Raw genomic sequence first — 18,729 nt, forward strand, 5'->3', positions numbered from 1 at the left:
TGGAATGCCGTTTGGCCGTGTATTAATAACGCTTTCGTGGACATTGCGCCAGATGTTTATGGCGACCCTTCAGTGCGTATTAAAAACAGATTTAACCGGCCGTCATGTGAATATTGCGCGACAGTGGCCGGTCGGCCCCGGGATCAGTCAATGGATTCGATCGCGATGGCGGTCGCCTCGCCACCGCCGATGCACAGGGAAGCCACGCCGCGCTTCAGGCCACGCACCTTCAGCGCGTTCAACAGGGTCACCACCAGCCGCGCACCGCTGGCACCGATCGGGTGACCCAGTGCGCAGGCACCGCCGTTGACGTTGAGCTTGTCGTGCGGGATGCCCAGCTCCTTCATCGGCGTCATCGCGACCACGGCGAACGCCTCGTTGATCTCGAACAGGTCCACGTCGCCGACCTTCCAGCCCGCCTTGTCCAGCACCTTCTGGATCGCGCTGACCGGCGCGGTGGTGAACCACTGCGGCTCCTGCGCATGGGTAGCGTGGGCCACGATCCGCGCCAGCGGTTTCAGTCCCCGCTTGTTCGCGTCGTCGGCGGAAAGCAGCACCACCGCAGCGGCACCGTCGGAAATGCTGGAGGAGCTGGCCGCGGTGATCGTGCCGTTCTCCTTGCGGAAGGCGGGCTTCAACGTGGGGATCTTCGCCACGTCGGAACGACCCGGCTGCTCGTCGGTATCGACCACCACGTCACCCTTGCGGCCGCTCACCGTGACCGGGGCGATCTCGTCGGCGAAGGCGCCGTTCTGCTGGGCCGCCTTGGCCCGGTTGACCGACTCGATCGAGAACGCGTCCTGCTCTTCGCGGGTGAAGTGGTACTTGTCGGCGCACAGTTCGCCGAACACGCCCATCGCCTTGCCGTCGTAGGGGTTGGTCAGGCCGTCCCAGGCCATGTGGTCGACCAGCTGGCCATCGCCGTAGCGGATGCCGGTGCGGGCGTTGACCATGTGCGGCGCATTGGTCATCGACTCCATGCCACCGGCCACCACCACGTTGGCCGAGCCTGCCTTGATCAGGTCATGGCCGAGCATGATCGCCTTCATGCCCGAGCCGCACACCTTGTTGATGGTGGTGCAGCCGGTGCCGACCGGCAGGTCCGCGCCCAGCGCCGCCTGGCGCGCTGGGGCCTGGCCGAGGTTGGCGGGAAGCACGCACCCCATGATCACCTCGCTGACGTCGGCCGGAGCCACGCCGGACTGCTGCAGCGCCGCGCGAATGGCGACGGAACCGAGCTTCGGGGTGGGGACGCCGGTGAACTGGCCGAGGAACGAGCCGATCGCTGTGCGCTTCGAACCGACGATGACGACGCTGACATCCGACATGGACAACTCCGCTTGCAAGACTTTGGTGGGGCGCGAACGCCTGAAAGGAAACCCGCTGATTATCGCAGTCCGCCGGGAAGCTGGGCAAACCGCGGCGAATCCTTGGGGCGCAAGGACTTGCGTGTGTTTCATTGGAATTTCGTTGTGCGAAGATGCGTGCGGGGACTGCGCCGGGTGGGCTGGCTGCACCGACGGTGGTCAGATCGAAACGCGCGTGCGGGGGCATGATGAACAGACTCGATTCGGTTTTCCGGCGTCGCGAGTTGGCGCTGCTGGTGGCGGTGGCGCTGGGGTTGAGCGCCTGCGGCGGTGGCGGCAACGTCAAGCCGACACCGCCACCGACGACGCCGAGCTCGCCGCCACCCACCACCTCGACCAACCAGCCGCCGCTGGATGCCCAGCTTTACATCACCAACGCGTACGCCGCGCACAATCAGGGCTATACCGGCACCGGCGTGGTGATCGGGATCGTCGACAGCGGCATCATGCATAACAATCCGACCGTCTCAGGGCGCGTTTCGCAGGAGTTGATCTACGTCGACCCGGGCAGCAACAACACTGCCATCGATGACGTGGTGGGCCATGGCACGTGGGTGTCGGAGATTGCTGCCGGTACCGCGTTTGGCAGGTTCCCCGGTGGCATTGCGCCGGGCGCCACCCTGGTATCCGCGCGAATCATCAGCGACGTGACACCCAAGGATGACGGCTCGGGGCAGGGCAACGAAGTCACCGCCGCCGATGCGGCATTCTTTGCGCAGACGCTCAACCCGGCCATGATCGCTGCCGGGGTGCAGGTGATGAACAATTCCTGGGGCGGCATTTACTGGGATACCGGCAACAATTCCATCAACCAGGCTTTCGGCAACGCCTATGTGCCGTTCGTGGTGCAACACGGTGGCCTGGTGGTGTTTGCTGCCGGCAATGATTCGAAGAGCGACCCCAGCGACATTGCCGCGTTGCCGACCTACGCGCCGACGCTCCAACTCGACAAGGGCTGGCTGGTCGCGGTGGCGGTGGACAGCAACCATACGAACCAGCTGGCGAGCTATTCCAATGCCTGTGGCGTCGCGATGAATTACTGTCTGGCCGCACCCGGCGACGTGATCGTGCTGGACAAGGACACCCTCGCCAGCACCACCAATCCCACCTACTGGCAGGTCAGCGGTACTTCGTTCGCCGCGCCGGAGGTTTCCGGTGCAGCGGCGCTGGTATGGCAGGCGTTTCCCTACTTCACCAACGACCTGGTGCGACAGACCCTGCTGGGTACGGCCGACGATCTTGGCGCGCCGGGCCCGGACCCGGTGTTCGGCTATGGCGAACTGGACGTGGGCAAGGCGGTGAACGGTCCGGGCAAGTTCGATTGGGGCGATGCCGATGTCACGCTTGATGGAAGCACGTCCGCCTGGTCCAACGACATCTCGGGCAACGGTGGCCTGACCGTTTCCGGCACGGGCACGTTGTATCTGCAAGGAAACAACACTTACAAGGGCACTACCAGCGTACTCGGTGGCACGGTCGTGTCGGGATATGTACCGGGATCGGCATCGGTCGGCCCGGGGGGCACGCTGGAAGTGGGTGCCTCGGCGCTGGGCAACGGCGTCAACGGAAACCTGGTGAACAATGGCAGATTCGCATCCCGGGGTGGCCTGATATCGGGCGACTATTCGCAGGGCTCCGGCGGACAACTGTCCATCTATCTCGGCGCCGCGCTGAACGTCTCGGGCAAGGCGACCATTGCCGGCGACCTCCATGTCGCCGCCGTCGTCGACAACTACGTGGTCGACTCCCATACCGATGTACTCAATGCCACCGGGGGACTTTTCGGTACCTTCGATTCGCTGAGTTCCGCGTCCAACGTGTTGCTCACGGCGACCCTCAACTACGATGCCAACACGGTATGGCTGGACGTGTCGCAGGTCAGCGTCACCGCAGTGCAGGGGATGAGCTACACCGCGGCATCTCACGGCGCGGCGCAGCGCGTCCAGAACGCATTCGACCTGATCAACACCCGGTTGGGCCCGGCTGCACCGAAAGGAATCACCCCGGCATCGACCAGCTTCGTGCAGGGTGCGGGCAGCCTGCAACGGTCGGCTGACGTGTCAACCGTGCAAAGCTCACTCGACAGCCTCTCCGGCCAGCTGCATGCCGCCAGTGCGGCGATGACGTTCGAGGCGATCGATGCCGGCACGCGGGCGTTGTCCGATCGCTTCGACAGCCTGCTCGACGCACCGACCGTGGGTGGCTGGACGCAGAACCTCGGCTATCACGGCGGCCTGTCGCGCAGCGGCTACGACAGTGTCGGCTACGACCTTGGCGGCTCGCTGGTCGGACAGGACTATCGCGTCGACGGCAACGGCATCGTCGGTTACGCGCTGGGCCAGAGCCAGGGCCTGGGGCGGCTGACCGAGCGTGCGGACCAGGGCTACAGCCATGCGCTGGAAGCGATGCTGTATGGCGGCGTGATCCACGGCTCGTGGTACACGATGGGGCGCTTCGGCATCGGCAGCTACCGCGAAACCATGCGCCGTCAGCTGCAGCTCGGTGATCAGTTCGCCGGGGTGGCCAGCGACGGCAACGGTCGTTACGGCGTGGCCTTCGGCGAAAGCGGCTATCGCCTGGCGCTGGGCCGCACGCAGGTCACTCCTTACATGAACCTGCAGTATGCGCAGATCCAGCGAGACGGTTTCAACGAGCGGGGCGCCTACGGATTCGGCCTGAAATCGGCGGCGCAAACCACGGCGCGCTGGCAGGCCGGCGCGGGCCTGCGCGCCACGCGTGACTGGGCCTTGCCCGGTGGCGGCAGCCTCAGCCTGCAAGGCCGCGTGTCGTGGCAGCAGTCGTTCGGCGTGCGCGGCGAAGTGTTCGACGCGAGTTTCAGCGGTATCGATCAGTTCGCTCCGGTCGGTGGCATCGGGCTGTCGCGTTATGGCGGCGTGCTCGGCACCACGCTGGACTGGCGCATGAGCCCGCGCGCAAGCCTGCAGATGGGCTACGACGAGTATCTCGGTCAGCGCCAGCAGGCGAGGATGGCTACGGCGAACTTCCGTCTGGACTTCTGAGCGACACCCGCCGACGTCAGACCAGCACGACCTGCACGCCGGCGGTGCGCAATGCCTCGACGGTTTCGGCCGGCGCGCTGGTGTCGGTGATCACGATGTCGAGGTTCTTCACCGGCGTGATCACCGACAGGCTGCGCTGGCCCAGCTTGCTGGCATCGAGCACGGCAATGGTCTGGCGCGAGACGCGGATCATCAGCGCGTTCAATGCCGCCTCGAGCGGATCGGGCGTGGTTACGCCCACTTCCGGATCGAGGCCGTCGACGCCGAGGAACAGGCGATCCGCGGAAAGCTTGGCCAGCGCTTGCTCGGCATCCGGGCCGACCAGTGAATACGAAGTCTGCCGAAGCATGCCACCCAGCATCATCACGCGAATCTGCGGCAGGCCGGACAGCTCCATCGCGATATTCAGCGCGTTGGTGATCACCGTGAGCGATTCGAACTTCAGCTGGCGGATCTGCCGGGCGATCTCCACCGTGGTCGAGCCGGAGTCGAGGATGATCGTCTCGCCGTCCCGGATCATTTTCGCCGCGGCCTGGCCGATGCGCAGCTTCTGCGCGTGCCAGCGGGTTTCCTTGATATTGAGTGGGGTGTCGTTCGTTGCTGGCGCAGCCGGCAAGGCGCCGCCATGCGAGCGGGCGATTGCCGAGCTGCGCGCGAGCGCGTCCAGGTCTGCACGGATGGTGACGGTGGAGGTGCCGAAGCGGGTTGCCAGTTCTTCCACCGTGGCGCGCCCTTGTTGTTCGACCAGTTCGACGATCAGGCGGCGACGTTCTTCGACCAGCAGGCGGCGGGAGGCGACGGGGGTTTCACTCATGGGGCGATTTTCAGAAGTCGGGCGGCGTTGTCATGGTAAACCTTGCGCAGCACTTCGTCCGGCAGGCCGAGTCCGTAGATCGACCAGCGACCCTGCGGCGGCGTCGGTGCCGGTGCGTAATCGAAGTATTCGTCGTCGGTTTCCAGGAAACGGTAGTAGATCTCGTAGAGTTCGTCGCCGAACAGCTGCTGCGGCACGTCGTCGCCGTACGGTGATGGTACCGCGTCGGTGCCGAACATGATCCGGTCCTGGTAACGGTCGAAGAAGCGTTGCGCGATGCGTGGCTGGCGACCCAGCTCGCCGATGCGCGCGCTGATGTCGATCACCGTGTTGGGGAAGCGATCGAGACAGGCGGCCACGGCGGCGAGGTTTTCCGCGTTGTTGCCCACGTGAAGCAGGGCGAACGTGGTCTTCGGATGGCGTGCGATCAGGCGGTCGCGCGCGGCGAGCAACTCCGCATTGCCGGGGAACTCCGGACCGTAGAACGACCAGTCCGGATGATTGGCCAGTTCCTCGTAGCGCTCGTTGTTCTCGTCGGTAGGCAGGAAGAATGCCTCCGGGTCGGAGACGTGCAGGAATACCGGCAGGTCGTGGGCGGCACAGGCTTCCCACATCGGATCGAAGCGGCGGTCGTCCACCGCCACCAGCGGGCCTTCATCGATCCGCTCTCGCAGATACAAGCCCAACGTCTTCAGCAGCTTCAGTCCGCGCGCGCCGACATGTTTGGCATGGTCGATCGCGTCGCCCTGCAGCTGCGCGTAGTTCGGTTCGGCAAAGTATTCGTATGACGGTTCGGTGAGGGTGAGGAAACGGCCGGGTGCGGCCTGGTCGAAGCTGCGAATGCTCTTTTCCAGGCCGGCGCCGACACCGCCGGTGAGGTTCACCAGGGTACGGATGCCCTTGCGATCCATCACCGGCAGCAGATCCTCTGGCCGGGCGAACAAGGTCACTTCTTCGCCCACCGAGATGCCGCTGCGCACGTTGCTCGACCAGCTCAGGTGCGCGTGCACGTCGATGACCGGGAAGCGCGGTTGCTCGATGCGCGTCTTCGGTACCTGCAGCATGCTGCGCGGCTGGAAGTCCTTCAGTCGCAACCCGCTCTTGCCAGCGTCAGGCCGGGTTTGCAGGGGATTCCTGCTGCCATCGATGCGCACCGTACCGGCGCCGCCGGGCGGCGCGCAGCACAGGCAGCCGGCCTGCATCAGGAACTGCGATCGGGAGGAACTGTCGCTCATCGGGCTGCGTGCCTCGTCTGCCTGTTCAGCGCGGATATTTCGCCATGATGTCGTGGACGGAGCGGACCAGCGCCACTGCCTGATCGAACGGGCGCAGCCACATGTTGCGACCGAACATCACGCCATTGGCGCCGGACTGCATGTAGAACTCGACCTTGCGCAGTACCGCAGTGTCATCGTCGTTCTTCTCGCCGCCGGAGAACAGCACCATCGTGCGACCGGCCGAGCGCACCACGCGTTCGCAGCGGGCAGCGGCGTCCTCCTGCAACTTGTCGTAAGGCGCCGGTACATTCGCCACGCTGTCGTTCGGCTCGTGCAGCTTGACGATGTCGGCACCCATCTCCAGCGCCACGCGGGCAGCGTAATCCTGCACGTAGAGTGTATTGGTGCCACCCCTGGCGTTGACCGCGCTGCCGCGGGGATACGCCCACATGACCAGCGGCATGCCATAGCGTTCGCAGTCCTGGCGCACCTTTTCGAACTGGCGGATTTCGTCGTGCTGGCGCGGCGAACCCACGTACATGGTGTAGCCGACCGCGTCGGCACCGAGGCGCACCGCGTCCTCGACCGAGGCGAACAGCGGCGAGGTGGCTTCGGCGTCGCTGGCGATGTTGGTCTTGCCGTTGAGCTTGAGGATCAGCGGCAGCCGACCGCAGTACTCGGCCATGTACTTCTCGGCCAGGCCAATGCCCAGCGCGATGGCAGAAAAGCCACCGGCCGCGGCGAGCTCGAACTGATAGCTCGGATCGACGGCCGGCGGGTGGGGAAAGAAATCGGTGGGACCATGCTCCAGTCCCTGGTCAAGCGGGAGCACCAGCAAGCTGCCGTTGCGCGGACCGTAGCCGTACAGCAACCGCCACAGACGGGTGCGCTTGCCATGGGACAGGGCGAGCCGGGAAAGTTGGCTGCCGGTGTTCGAAACCTCTTGCAAGCTTTGTTTCATTTCGAATACTCTCGGTTCGGAAGCTGAATACTTTCATATTCAATCGAATTTGGCAAAATGTCAAAATTAAGCAATAAAACGAAAGTTTCGATCGAGCTGGACGCCTTGCATGTAGCCCCGTTGGCGGCGCAGCAGGCGCACGGCTACGCCGATACCCTGCGCGAGATCCTGCAGCAGCCGGCGACCTGGTCGGATACGGCCGAGCTGCTGCGCCAGCCGCAACTGCGCGAGCTGATGCAGGCAGCGCTGGTGCCGCGCCCGAGCCATATCGTGCTGACCGGTTCGGGCAGCTCCATGTATATCGGCGAATGCCTGGCACCCAGCCTGCAGGTCGAGTTGGGTATCCCCGCCCAGGCGATTGCAGCCGGCAGCTTGCTCACGCACTGGCGCAGTGTGCTACCACCCGGCGCCGGCTTGCTGATTTCGCTGGCGCGTTCCGGCGACAGCCCGGAAAGCTGTGGCGTGGTGGATCGCCTGCTGGCGGATGCCCCCGACTATCGCCACATGGTCATCACCTGCAACGCCAACGGCAAGCTCGCCACCCGTTATCGCAATGACCCGCGGGTCACCGTGCTGGTGCTGGACGAGCGCACCAATGACCGTAGCCTGGTGATGACCAGCAGCTTCACCAACCTGTTGCTGGCCGGCTTCGGCCTGGTTCAGCGTGGAGGCAGCGACGCCCTCGCGGCGGTAACCCGGCTGGCGCGCGGCGTCCAGCGCATCTTCGACGAGCAGGCCGATGCGCTTGCGACCGTCGCCCGTGGCGAGTTCGGCAACGTCGTCTATCTCGGCAGTGGCGGCGCGCTCGGCGCGGCCCACGAATGTGCGCTGAAGATGCTGGAGATGACCGGCGGCGCGGTCGTCACGGTGGCGGAAACTTATCTCGGCCTGCGCCACGGGCCGATGTCGAGCCTGGACGACAGGACTCTGGTGGTCGGCTTCCTGTCACCGGACCCGGCGGTGCGTGCCTACGAGCTCGACCTGCTGCGCGAACTGTCACGCAAGCAGTTGGGCATGACCCGTGTGCTGGTGGGTGAACACATTCCGGCAGATGTGCTGGGGCCGCACGACGTGGGGATCGAGCAGGCAGGCCTGGGCGCGACGGATGATGCATTGCCGCTGCTGGCGGATGTGGTGGTGGGGCAACTGCTCGCGTTCTTCCGTTGCCTCGAGCTGGGTGGCAAACCCGACACGCCGTCGCAGGGCGTACTCACGCGCGTGGTCGAGCACTTTCCGATGCACCGGGAGCGCAGCTCGGAAAGCGAGCATGAGGGGGACGCATGAAGCGCATCCTGGTCGTCGGCGAAATCAACGTCGATCTGGTCTTCAAGCACTGCCATGCCTTGCCTGCGCCAGGCCGCGAAGTGCTGGCCGACGACTTCTGCATGACGCCAGGCAGCTCCTCGATGATCTGTGCGATGGGGCTGGCCCGGCTGGGCAATCCCGTGGCATTCCGCGGCAAGCTCGGTGACGACAGCTGGGGAGCCTATTGTCTCGATGCGTTGCGTAACGCCGGCATCGACATTGCCGCCGTGCAGCCGCAGGCGAGCTTGCGCACCGGCGTCACCGTCTCGCTGTCGACGCCGCAGGATCGCGCCCTGGTGACGTTCCCCGGCGCGATCGCCACGCTGCGCGCGGACGAAGTGGACGATGCGTTGCTGGCCAGCGCCGATCACCTGCACGTCTCCTCGTACTACCTGCAGCGTGCGCTGCGGCCCGATTGCCGCGCACTGTTCGCGCGTGCGCATGCCGCCGGTCTGAGCACTTCGCTCGATCCCGGTTTCGATCCGCAGCAGGCGTGGGCGTCCGACCTGCTTGGCACGCTGGAGGAAGTCGACCTGTTTCTGCCCAACGAGCTGGAGTTGGCGGCCATCACTGGCCGCGAGCGGCTGCTCGATGGCCTGCATGCGCTGCACAACGGGCGCACGCAAACCGTGGTGAAGCGCGGACAGCTCGGCTGCGCCAGCCTGGATCAGGGACAACTGCTCGAAGTACCGGCGTTTGCGGTCCATCCGGTCGACAGCACCGGCGCCGGCGATTCGTTCGACGCCGGTTTCCTGCATGCGTGGCTGCGTGGCCAGACCCTGCAGGACTGCATGCGCTGGGGCAGTGCCTGCGGCAGCCTCTCCACGCGCCGAACCGGCGGTACGGTCGGCCAGGCCAGCGTATCGGAAGTGGACACCCTGCTGGCGGACCTGTCGTGATCACGGTCATCGGTTTCAACACCGCGATCGATCGGCTCATCCGGCTGGATGCGCTGCGTCCCGGCGAAGTCAGCCGCGCACTCGACGAACAGGCGTATCCCGGCGGCAAGGGGTTGCACGTGGCACAGACCATTGCCGCGCTGGGTGAGCGCGTGCAACTGGTCGGCCTGGTCGACCCGGCCCATCGCAACATGATCGGTCGGCTGCTGTGTGAACGCGGCGTTGTGTTCCACGGCATCGAGGTTGCCGAGAGCCTGCGCACCTGCATCGCGTTGCAGGACGCGGACGGCCAGGTCACCGAGATTCTCGGGCAGGGGCCGCTGCTGGACGGCGCGCAGCAGGAAGCCTTGCTGCGCGCGTTTCGTCGTGGCGTCGATGACAGCGAGCTGATCGTGCTGTCCGGCAGCCTGCCGCGAGGGTTTCCGTCGACCACCTACGCTGAACTGGCAGCGCATGTGCGCGATGCCGGCAAGCGCTGCCTGATCGACGCCGGTGGCGAACTGCTGCAGCACGCGGCACAGACTCGACCATTTCTGGTCAAGCCCAATCGCGACGAGATCGCCGAGCTGCTCGGACGTCCGATCGGCGATCTCGCCGCGGCAGTCGACGCGGTTCGCGAACTGCATGCCGGCGGCATCGCGATGCCGGTGGTGACGATGGGTGCACTGGGCGCGGTGGCTGCCGATGCGAGTGGCGTCTGGCATGCCTCGATCGAACTGGAACAGGTACGCAACACGGTGGGTTCCGGCGACTGCCTGCTGGCCGGCATGACGGTGGGCATGGCGCGAAACATGAATTTGGAGGGGATCTTGCGTCTGGGCGTGGCCTGTGGCTCGGCCAATGCGCAAGGTCAGGAAACCGGTTTCGTCGAACGACGGGCGGTGGAGACGTTGCTCGCAAAGGTTCGAGTGCAGCGTCTGGCGTGATTGAAAAGCAGGAAGTCAAACCGGGCCAGTCATGGGTCCGGCAGGGAGGCTTTTGTCCGAAATTCTGGAGAACGTGCAAGCGAGTTCGTGGGCAGGAGGTGTTCCCACGGATAACCACAACCGCCTGTGGCAGAGGGGAGGGGCATTTCTGCGCAGGGCGACAACGAACTACGTGAGGGGCATTTCAATGCATGCTGAAAAGAATGATGGTTTCACCGTCGCGGGCAGGAGCAGGAAGTTGTTGATCGCTGCCGCACACCGGGGCGCCGGGAACAGGGCTGACGGTTTGCGGCGAACGCTGCTCGCCATGGGTTTGCTGGTGTCACTGGGTGCGAATGTCGCGCAGGCGCAATCGATCACCGGCGGCCTGTATGGCAGGGAGCCTGGCGGCAGTCATGTCACGCTCGAAGTAGCCAATCCGGCTACCGGCTACCACCGCGAACTGCAGCCGGACAGCGATGGGCGTTACAACGTGGGCGGCCTCAATCCGGGCAAGTACACCGTCACCGTGTTGCAGGACGGCTCCACCATCGGCACCCGCACTGTCGTGGTGAGCGCCAACGTGCAGACGATGGTGCCGGCGCTTTCCGGCGTCGAGGCCGCCGCCACCGCGTCGGCGAGCGCCACCGATCTCGGCGCGATTCGGGTGTCCGGACGAGCCATCGATGCCGACGTGATGCCGATCGACGTGAGCACGCCGGAGTTCTCCAACAACTACAGCATGAGTGTGGTCAACCAGCTGCCGACCGGGCGCGGCCCCGAGAGCGTCGCGCTGCTGAGCTCGAAGGTGAAGTACGACAACCAGACCACCGGCCTGATCCAGATGGGCGGCGCGAGCCCGGCCGAGAACCGCTACTACTACAACGAATTCGACAGCACCTACGACTACAACGGGCTCGGTGCCACCTACCTGCCGGCCGAGGCGATCACCTCGACCCAGGTATTGAGCGCCAACGCCGGTGTGAGCTGGACCAGCACCACCGGCGGCACGATCGCCTCCACCGTGCGCCAGGGCACCAACCGGTTCCAGGCGGGTTATTCGCTGTACTTCACGCCGGCGACTTCGTGGTTCAACCCGCATGCGCGCGATTCGCGCACAGCGCAGGGCGACTACTACCGCTTCAATTCCTCCAACAGCCACAGCGCCAATGTGGCCAACCAGTACCTGTTCGCGTCCGGTGCGCTGGTCAAGGACAAGCTGTTCTTCTTCGCCATGCTGGGCAACTCGCCGGCCAACACCAGTCAGAGCAATACGCAGAACCGGCACATCGACACGGCCAACCGCGACAAGAACGGGTTGCTCAACCTCACCTGGAACATCAACGCCGACCAGTCGTTCAACGTGGTCGGCAACCGCGACTGGAAGAACACCTTCAACAACCGGTACAGCCTGACGCGCGACTACGACCCGTCCTCGCAAGGCGCGTACGCAGGCTGGACCTCGACCCAGGTCAAGAACCAGTTCCTGATCGGCAACTACCACTGGCAGATCAACGACAGCATGAGCCTGCGCCTGATGGGCGGATACCTGAGCCAGTCCTCGCTCAGCCCGACTTCCACCTCGGGTACCAACCTGCCTTACGTGATCGAAGTCGATCCGGTGACTCAGGTGCACAAGAACATCGGTCTCACCACCACCAGCAGCAAGCTGTATCCGTTCGCCTACTGGCGTCGCGGCTTCAAGGGCGACTTCACCTGGAACCTGGGCGACCACAAGATCACCATCGGCGGCGAGCATTACAAGCACTTCATCAACAACGTCAGCACCACCACCGACGGTGGCGACTGGACCTATTACACCCAGCCTGGCAGCGTGCTGCCGAACGGTTCGCCGGCACCGGCCGATGGCCGCTACGTGGCGCAGTACTTCATCAGCACCGGCGGTCCGTTCTACACGGTCAACAAGGCGTTCTACATCGACGATTACTGGCAGGCGTCCGACCGCTGGATCGTCTATGCGGGCCTGCGCGACGACACCTTCATCAACAAGAACGTCAACGGCCAGAACTTCTGGCACCTGCCGCTGCTGTCGCCACGGTTCGGCGTGTCGTGGGATGTTTACGGCGACAGCACGATGAAGGTCGGTGCGAACGCCGGCAAGTACACCATCCCGATCCCGTCCAGCGTCAACAACGGTGCGGCTGGCGCCGTCACCCAGTGGTACCGCTACTACACCTACGCCGGAAGGGATCCGAACACGCAGGCGCCGACCGGGCTGACCCAGATCGGTCCGCAGGAGACGCTGATCAACGGCCAGGCGCCCAGCGCCGCGAATGTCGCCACGTCCAACATCAAGGCGCCGTACCAGTACGAGTTCCAGGTGTACGTGCAGAAGACGCTGGGCAACGGCTGGTCTTCGATGGCCGAGCTGGGTTACTCCTCGCTCAAGCGCGCCATCGAGGACACCTGCTACACCCAGGGCATCACCGACTACGCGCAGGCCCATGGCTACCCGGACTACGAGGATTCCAGCGGCTGCCCGATGATCAACCCGGGCATCGCCCAGGTGTTCATGCGCGACTACGACGGCGACGGCAAGCTGGAATCGCTGACCGTGCCGGGCAGCGTGTTCGGTCCGGCGCCTACGCGCAAGTACGTCCACCTCACGCTGGAACTGACGCATGCGCAGAACAGCGAAGAGCCGTACTTCCTCGACCTCAGCTACACCTGGGCGCACCTGTACGGCAACTACGACGGCCTGCTCAATCTGGGTACGCGCACCAACGGCGGACCGTCCGAGCAGATCCTGTGGGACTTCCCCGGCCTGATGGAGCACAGCTCCGGCAACCTGGCCGGCGACGTGCGGCACAGCCTCAAGCTCAACGGCATCTACTACTTCCCAAGCGGCCTGCGTATCGGCAGCACGTTCGACCTGTCCACCGGCACGCCGCAAAACTGCCTTGGCACTTATCCGGACATCGACAACCCTGCCGAGCAATACGGTGCCGCCAGCCACTTCTGCAACAACGCACCGGCACCGCTGGGAGCGGCCGGGCGTACGCCGCTGTTCTGGCAATGGAACCTGGGCGTGGGCTACGACTGGGCCATCAGCGACTCCCATCACCTGAGTCTGGATCTGCAGGTGCAGAACGTCACCAATCGCCAGGGTGGCATCGATGCGGAGCAGCGCTACGACACCGGCAGTTTCCAGAACGATGGCTCGCCGATCCTCAACCCGAGCTACGGCGCGGCAACCTGGCAGGCACCGCGGACGACGATGCTGATCGCCCGCTACACCTTTCGATGAGGACGCAGGGCGTCGCGCCGATGCGGTGCGACGGCCCTGCTGATTGTCCGCGAGCCACGTTCCCGCGCCACGCGGCCGACGGCATCACCTTCGCTTATCCACCGAGGTATCCCATGAAAAAATATCTGTTGCATCTCGCCTATGGGCTTGCAGGTATCGGAGCCTTCCTGGCTGGCCCGGCCCACGCCGTGATTGCGGGTGGCATGGTGGCGAATCACTACTACTACCCCGCCTCGGCCGTCGCGAATGGCGATGGCCTGTACGGTTACAACGGATTGGCCGCCTCCATGCGGGTGACCCGGGAGCCTGGCAACAACGGCAATACGTTCTACGCCAGCCAGTTTTTCTGGACGGTCAACGTCAACCAGGGCGGCTATGCCGGGATCCAGCAAAACTCGAAAAAGACCAAGACCGTTCTCTTTTCGATCTTCGGCCAGACCTACGATTCCAGTGTCGACAAACCCGGCTCCGCCTCCGGTGCGGTATGCCGGGCATTCGGTGGCGAGGGCACCGGCACTCAATGCCTGTTCACCACCAAAGGCAGCAAGGAGCCGGCGTGGAGGGAAGGGACCAGGTACACCTTGCACGTTGAGTACGCGGGAAAGACGACGATTCCCGCGGGCGAGGCCGACGCCGGCGAAAACTATCTCTGGCAGGCCTCCATCACCGATGCCGACACGGGCACGACCACGGTGATAGGAACCATCCATTCGCCGGCGGGCAACGGCCTGTTGCAGGCCGTCGTGCCGCAGTTCGTCGAAAACTTCACCCAGGGATCGCAGCAGTATTCCTCCTGCTCCCAGGTGCCGCCCACGACGGCGGTGTTCTACGCTCCGCTCATGTACGACCCCGCGGGCAATGCCGTGCAGACCAACAACGCCTCGACAGAAACCTATGGCGATTGCGCGTCCATCGCCAGTTCGATGATGAACCCGGACAGGACGGTCATCGCCACCATCAACCAGCCGCCCGGGGCGCCTTTCATCGCCCAGAACCGCGTCCAGCACTACTGCGCGGATACGTTGGGCGGCAACCACCTGGGCCTCAATGTCTGTGCGGGCAGCGACAGCTCGTCCTGGGCGGTGGGCAACCAGCTGCTGGCGAACGATGTCGGCAACCGGCTGAATCTGATCGATCGCAACGTATGCCTGCAGGCAAACGGCAGCAGTGCCGTACTTGCCGCAAGCTGCACCGCCGACAGCAGTCAGGAGTGGCTGTACATGCCGGGCTCGGAGGCCTGGTTCAACGTGGGCTCCGGTCAATGCCTGAACGCAGCCGGCGATGCCGGCCAGAACAGCACGGTGAATCTGGCGGATTGCGATTCATCCGACTATCAGCAGTGGATACCCAGGCAGCCGTAAGCGTGTCTGCAGGGCGACCTGTCGCTCGATGCCGCGATCGCCCATCGTCATGCGAAGCCGCACAGGCACCGGGCATCGAGCGCAACCGGCGGGTGGATATCAATGAATCAACATGAGAGGCAACCATGGCAGCAACGCATCCGCATTCCTTTCGCCTGTCGCGCATGAGCGTGCTGGCTTCCTGCCTGTTGGCCGCGCTGGCGGGTTTCAGCACGGCACACGCCGGTGACGGCACCGTCCGGGACAAGGCCGTACTCGATCCCGGCGCAGCGACCTTCGCCGATCGGCACGGCGTGGAGCGCTTCGGCAACGCCGCGATCGAGGCGGCGTGGAAGCTGGATGGCAAGCGGCTCGTCGACATGACGATGACCGACCGGGCGCACGACCGCACGTTCGCCGTGCCCGCGCCGTTCGCGCTGTTGCTGGCCGACGGCAGCACGATCAAGGCTTCCGACATGAAGCTGCTGTCGCCGCCGCGCGCCCGCCCGCTGCCCGTGGACGCGAAGGCTTCGCGCCTCGCCATGCGCCAGCCTGGCCAGGCGGTCGAGGCCAGCTTCGGTGACGCGAATGGTCGCTTCCGGGTGGACTGGAAGCTGGTGCAGCGTGACGGCTCGCCCTACCTGCGCGAGGTGGTCAGCATCGCCGCGCTGAAGCAGGACGAGAAGATCGCCAAGGTGTCGCTGCTGGAAACGCAGCTGGTGGACGCCGAAGTAGTGGGCAGCGTGAACGGCTCGCCGGTGGTGGCCGGCAACGTCTACCTCGGTTTCGAGAATCCGCAAACGGACAGCGCGGTGCGGCACAACGACGTGAAGCTCACATTGTCGCGCACGTTGCCGCTGGAAAAGGGCAAGACCGTGGATTATTCGGCGGTGGTCGGCGTGGTGCGCGACGGCCAGCTGCGGCGCGACTTCGCCAGCTACGTCGAGCGCGAGCGGGCGCATCCGTACCGGCCGTTCCTGCACTACAACTCCTGGTACGACATCGGCTACTTCACGCCGTATACCGAGGCGCAGGCGCTGGACCGCATCAACACGGTGGGCACCGAGCTGCACGTGAAGCGCGGCGTGAAACTGGATTCGTTCCTGTTCGACGACGGCTGGGACGACCGCAGCGGCAGCTGGCACTTCAGCAAGGACTTTCCGCATGGTTTCGCGCCGCTGCGCGAAGCCGCCGCGAAGTACGGCGCCGCGCCGGGCGTGTGGCTGTCGCCGTGGGGCGGCTACGGTCCGCCCGCGAAGGAGCGCGCGGAACGCGGTGCCCAGGCGGGTTACGAGATCATCGACGGCGGCCTGGCGCTGTCTGGCCCGAAGTACTACCAGCGCTTCCACGACGCGGTGATGGACCTGGTCAAAAAGGACGGCATCAACCAGTTCAAGTTCGACGGCACCGGCAACGCCGACAAGGTGTTCCCGGGCAGCCGCTTTGACAGCGACTTCGCGGCGGCGATCCAGTTGATCGACGACATCCGCGCGGCCAAGCCGGACACCTTCATCAACCTCACCACCGGCACCTGGGCGTCTCCGTTCTGGCTGCGCTATGCCGACACCATCTGGCGCGACGGCGAGGACGACAGCGAAACCGGCGTCGGCAGCACGCGCGAGCAGTGGATCACCTATCGCGATGCGCAGACCTACCGCAACATCGTGCTGAAGGGGCCGCTGTTCCCGATCAACTCGCTGATGCTCCACGGCATCATCTACGCGAAGGAAAACCGCAAGCTCAACACCGATCCGGGCCACGACTTCGCCAACGAGGTGCACTCGTACTTCGCCACCGGCACCGAGCTGCAGGAGCTGTACATCACTCCGTCGCTGCTGAGCGGCCACGACTGGGACGTGCTGGCCGAAGCGGCGAACTGGTCGCGCGCGAACGCGGACGTGCTGCGCGACACGCACTGGATCGGCGGCGATCCGGATCGGCTCGACGTGTACGGCTGGGCGTCATGGTCGCCGCGCAAGTCGATCGTCACCCTGCGCAATCCGGGCGACCACGCGCAGCTGGCGGTGGTCGACCTGCAACGTCAGCTGGAACTTCCTGCTGATGCGGCGCGCCGTTTCCATGCGCACAGTCCTTGGAAAAGCGATGCGGCCAAGCCCGGAATGACACTTGATGCGGACAAGCCGGGCACGGTCACGCTGGCACCGTTCGAGGTGTTGACGCTGGAGCTGACGCCGGTGGCGGCAGGATCCTGATACTCCGGGGTGGTGCGAATGATCGGGCGGAAACGCCGGTCATTCGCACCAGATCTCGTCACGCCTTGCCGTGGAAAAGCTCGCGGCCGATCAGCATGTGGCGGAAGTCGATATGGCGTGCCGGCGCCGATGGCTCTTGATCGGCGTCCTCGAGTCACGCCTTGCCGTGGAACAGCTCGCGGCCGATCAGCATGCGGCGGAAGTCGATATGGCGTGCCGGCGCCGATGGTTCTTGATCGGCGTCCTCGAGTCACGCCTTGCCGTGGAAAAGCTCGCGGCCGATCAGCATGCGGCGGATCTCGTTGGTGCCCGCGCCGATCTCGTAGAGCTTGGCGTCGCGCAGCAGGCGGCCGGCGGGGAACTCGTTGATGTAGCCGTTGCCGCCCAGGGTCTGGATCGCTTCCAGCGCCACCTGCACCGCATTGACCGAGGCGTTGAGCAGGCAGGCAGCCGGGTCGATGCGCGACTTCACGCCCGCGTCGAACTGCTGCGCCACCATGTAGGCGAAGCCGCGTGAGCTCTGCAGCGCGGTGTACATGTCGGCGATCTTCGCCTGCATCACGCCGAAGGTGCCGATCGGCGCGTTGAACTGCTTGCGCTCGCGCACGTAGGGCAGGGCCAGGTCGAGCGCCGCCTGCATCAGGCCGATCGGGCCGCCGGACAGCACCAGCCGTTCGGTGTCCAGGCCGTTCATCAGCACGCGCACGCCTTCGTTGACCTCGCCCACGATGTTCTCGGCGGGGATCTCGCAGTTGTCGAACACCAGCTCGCAGGTGTTGGAGCCGCGCATACCCAGCTTGTCCAGCTTCTGCGCCGTGGAAAAACCCTTCATGCCCTTCTCGACGATGAAGGCGGTCATGCAGCGGCTGCCGGCGGTGCGCGGCGCGGTGCGCATGTAGACCAGCAGCACGTCGGCGTCCGGTCCGTTGGTGATCCACATCTTGTTGCCGTTGGCGACCCACACGTCGCCGCGCAGCTCGGCCTTGCAGCTCATCGAGCCGACCACGTCGGAACCGGCGCCGGGCTCGCTCATCGCCAGCGCGCCCACGTACTCGCCGCTGCACAGTTTCGGCAGGTACTTCTGCTTCTGCGCCTCGTTGCCGTTGTGGAAGATGTTGTTGACGCACAGGTTGGAGTGCGCGCCATACGAAAGCCCGACCGAACCGGACGCGCGGGAGATTTCCTCCATCGCCACCATGTGCGCCAGGAAGCCCATGCCGCTGCCGCCGTACTCCTCGGCAACCGTCACGCCGAGCAGGCCCATCTCGCCGAACTTGCGCCACAGGTCGGCCGGGAACAGGTTGTCGCGGTCGATCCTGTCGGCGCGCGGGGCGATCTCCTTTTCCGCAAACGCATGCACGGATTCGCGCAGCAGGTCGATGTCTTCTCCAAGCGGAAACGGGCGCATCACGAACTCCAT

Annotated in this window: 12 protein-coding genes; 7 read left to right on the forward strand and 5 right to left on the reverse strand. The window is 65.0% G+C overall.

All coding sequences use genetic code 11. The features are described 5' to 3' along the window. Positions 1 to 143: 143 nt before the first annotated feature. Entirely contained in the window at positions 144 to 1,328 is a 1,185-nt protein-coding gene (locus AC3A56_RS11915) for an acetyl-CoA C-acyltransferase (protein WP_056766394.1), read from the reverse strand. A 227-nt stretch (positions 1,329 to 1,555) separates the two neighbouring features. Between AC3A56_RS11915 and AC3A56_RS11920 the strand changes: the two genes are divergently transcribed. Beyond that, positions 1,556 to 4,387, forward strand: coding sequence for a S8 family serine peptidase (locus AC3A56_RS11920; protein ID WP_487770465.1), 2,832 nt, complete (start codon positions 1,556 to 1,558; stop codon positions 4,385 to 4,387). A gap of 16 nt (positions 4,388 to 4,403) precedes the next feature. Here the strand turns inward: AC3A56_RS11920 and agaR are convergent, their stop codons facing one another. The 3 genes from agaR to AC3A56_RS11935 are packed head-to-tail and all read right to left on the reverse strand — an operon-like array spanning position 4,404 to position 7,367. Continuing rightward, on the reverse strand, positions 4,404 to 5,201 hold the full coding sequence (agaR, locus tag AC3A56_RS11925; RefSeq protein ID WP_056715648.1) for a transcriptional repressor AgaR: 798 nt from the start codon (positions 5,199 to 5,201) through the stop codon (positions 4,404 to 4,406). Further along, complete coding sequence (locus tag AC3A56_RS11930; RefSeq protein ID WP_056766392.1) at positions 5,198 to 6,436, reverse strand: amidohydrolase family protein; 1,239 nt, start codon at positions 6,434 to 6,436, stop codon at positions 5,198 to 5,200. Before AC3A56_RS11930 ends, agaR begins: the two co-directional genes overlap by 4 nt. Positions 6,437 to 6,461: 25 nt before the next feature. Continuing rightward, positions 6,462 to 7,367: a class I fructose-bisphosphate aldolase gene (locus AC3A56_RS11935; protein WP_235577794.1), complete on the reverse strand. Its 906-nt coding sequence runs from the start codon at positions 7,365 to 7,367 to the stop codon at positions 6,462 to 6,464. A 69-nt stretch (positions 7,368 to 7,436) separates the two neighbouring features. Here AC3A56_RS11935 and AC3A56_RS11940 point away from each other — a divergent pair, with 69 nt between their 5' ends. The 6 genes from AC3A56_RS11940 to AC3A56_RS11965 all read left to right on the forward strand — a co-directional run bounded on the left by AC3A56_RS11940 (position 7,437) and on the right by AC3A56_RS11965 (position 17,309). After that, positions 7,437 to 8,663: an SIS domain-containing protein gene (locus AC3A56_RS11940; RefSeq protein ID WP_487770466.1), complete on the forward strand. Its 1,227-nt coding sequence runs from the start codon at positions 7,437 to 7,439 to the stop codon at positions 8,661 to 8,663. After that, positions 8,660 to 9,583, forward strand: coding sequence for a carbohydrate kinase family protein (locus tag AC3A56_RS11945; RefSeq protein ID WP_056715660.1), 924 nt, complete (start codon positions 8,660 to 8,662; stop codon positions 9,581 to 9,583). The genes AC3A56_RS11940 and AC3A56_RS11945 overlap by 4 nt, the downstream gene beginning before the upstream one ends. Then, complete coding sequence (locus AC3A56_RS11950) at positions 9,580 to 10,509, forward strand: 1-phosphofructokinase family hexose kinase (RefSeq protein ID WP_056715663.1); 930 nt, start codon at positions 9,580 to 9,582, stop codon at positions 10,507 to 10,509. Before AC3A56_RS11945 ends, AC3A56_RS11950 begins: the two co-directional genes overlap by 4 nt. A gap of 307 nt (positions 10,510 to 10,816) precedes the next feature. Continuing rightward, entirely contained in the window at positions 10,817 to 13,756 is a 2,940-nt protein-coding gene (locus tag AC3A56_RS11955; RefSeq protein WP_487770467.1) for a TonB-dependent receptor, read from the forward strand. Positions 13,757 to 13,869: 113 nt separating this feature from the next. Beyond that, positions 13,870 to 15,117 carry an RICIN domain-containing protein gene (locus tag AC3A56_RS11960; protein ID WP_487770468.1) on the forward strand — a complete coding sequence of 416 codons (1,248 nt, stop codon included), beginning with the start codon at positions 13,870 to 13,872 and terminating at the stop codon, positions 15,115 to 15,117. A gap of 125 nt (positions 15,118 to 15,242) precedes the next feature. Then, entirely contained in the window at positions 15,243 to 17,309 is a 2,067-nt protein-coding gene (locus AC3A56_RS11965; protein ID WP_487770469.1) for an alpha-galactosidase, read from the forward strand. Between the two features lie 250 nt (positions 17,310 to 17,559). Here the strand turns inward: AC3A56_RS11965 and AC3A56_RS11970 are convergent, their stop codons facing one another. Then, complete coding sequence (locus AC3A56_RS11970; RefSeq protein WP_056715690.1) at positions 17,560 to 18,717, reverse strand: isovaleryl-CoA dehydrogenase; 1,158 nt, start codon at positions 18,715 to 18,717, stop codon at positions 17,560 to 17,562. Positions 18,718 to 18,729: the final 12 nt, after the last annotated feature.

The sequence above is a fragment of the Rhodanobacter sp. Soil_C_14 genome (assembly GCF_057657335.1).

What these genes read in the sequence shown, in the direction of transcription:
- AC3A56_RS11960 (WP_487770468.1), top strand. Translation starts at nt 13,870, where the DNA reads ATGAAAAAATATCTGTTGCATCTCGCCTATGGGCTTGCAGGTATCGGA.
- AC3A56_RS11920 (WP_487770465.1), top strand. Translation starts at nt 1,556, where the DNA reads ATGAACAGACTCGATTCGGTTTTCCGGCGTCGCGAGTTGGCGCTGCTG.
- AC3A56_RS11965 (WP_487770469.1), top strand. Translation starts at nt 15,243, where the DNA reads ATGGCAGCAACGCATCCGCATTCCTTTCGCCTGTCGCGCATGAGCGTG.
- AC3A56_RS11955 (WP_487770467.1), top strand. Translation starts at nt 10,817, where the DNA reads ATGGGTTTGCTGGTGTCACTGGGTGCGAATGTCGCGCAGGCGCAATCG.
- AC3A56_RS11940 (WP_487770466.1), top strand. Translation starts at nt 7,437, where the DNA reads ATGTCAAAATTAAGCAATAAAACGAAAGTTTCGATCGAGCTGGACGCC.
- AC3A56_RS11945 (WP_056715660.1), top strand. Translation starts at nt 8,660, where the DNA reads ATGAAGCGCATCCTGGTCGTCGGCGAAATCAACGTCGATCTGGTCTTC.
- agaR (WP_056715648.1), bottom strand. Translation starts at nt 5,201, where the DNA reads ATGAGTGAAACCCCCGTCGCCTCCCGCCGCCTGCTGGTCGAAGAACGT.
- AC3A56_RS11970 (WP_056715690.1), bottom strand. Translation starts at nt 18,717, where the DNA reads ATGCGCCCGTTTCCGCTTGGAGAAGACATCGACCTGCTGCGCGAATCC.
- AC3A56_RS11930 (WP_056766392.1), bottom strand. Translation starts at nt 6,436, where the DNA reads ATGAGCGACAGTTCCTCCCGATCGCAGTTCCTGATGCAGGCCGGCTGC.
- AC3A56_RS11915 (WP_056766394.1), bottom strand. Translation starts at nt 1,328, where the DNA reads ATGTCGGATGTCAGCGTCGTCATCGTCGGTTCGAAGCGCACAGCGATC.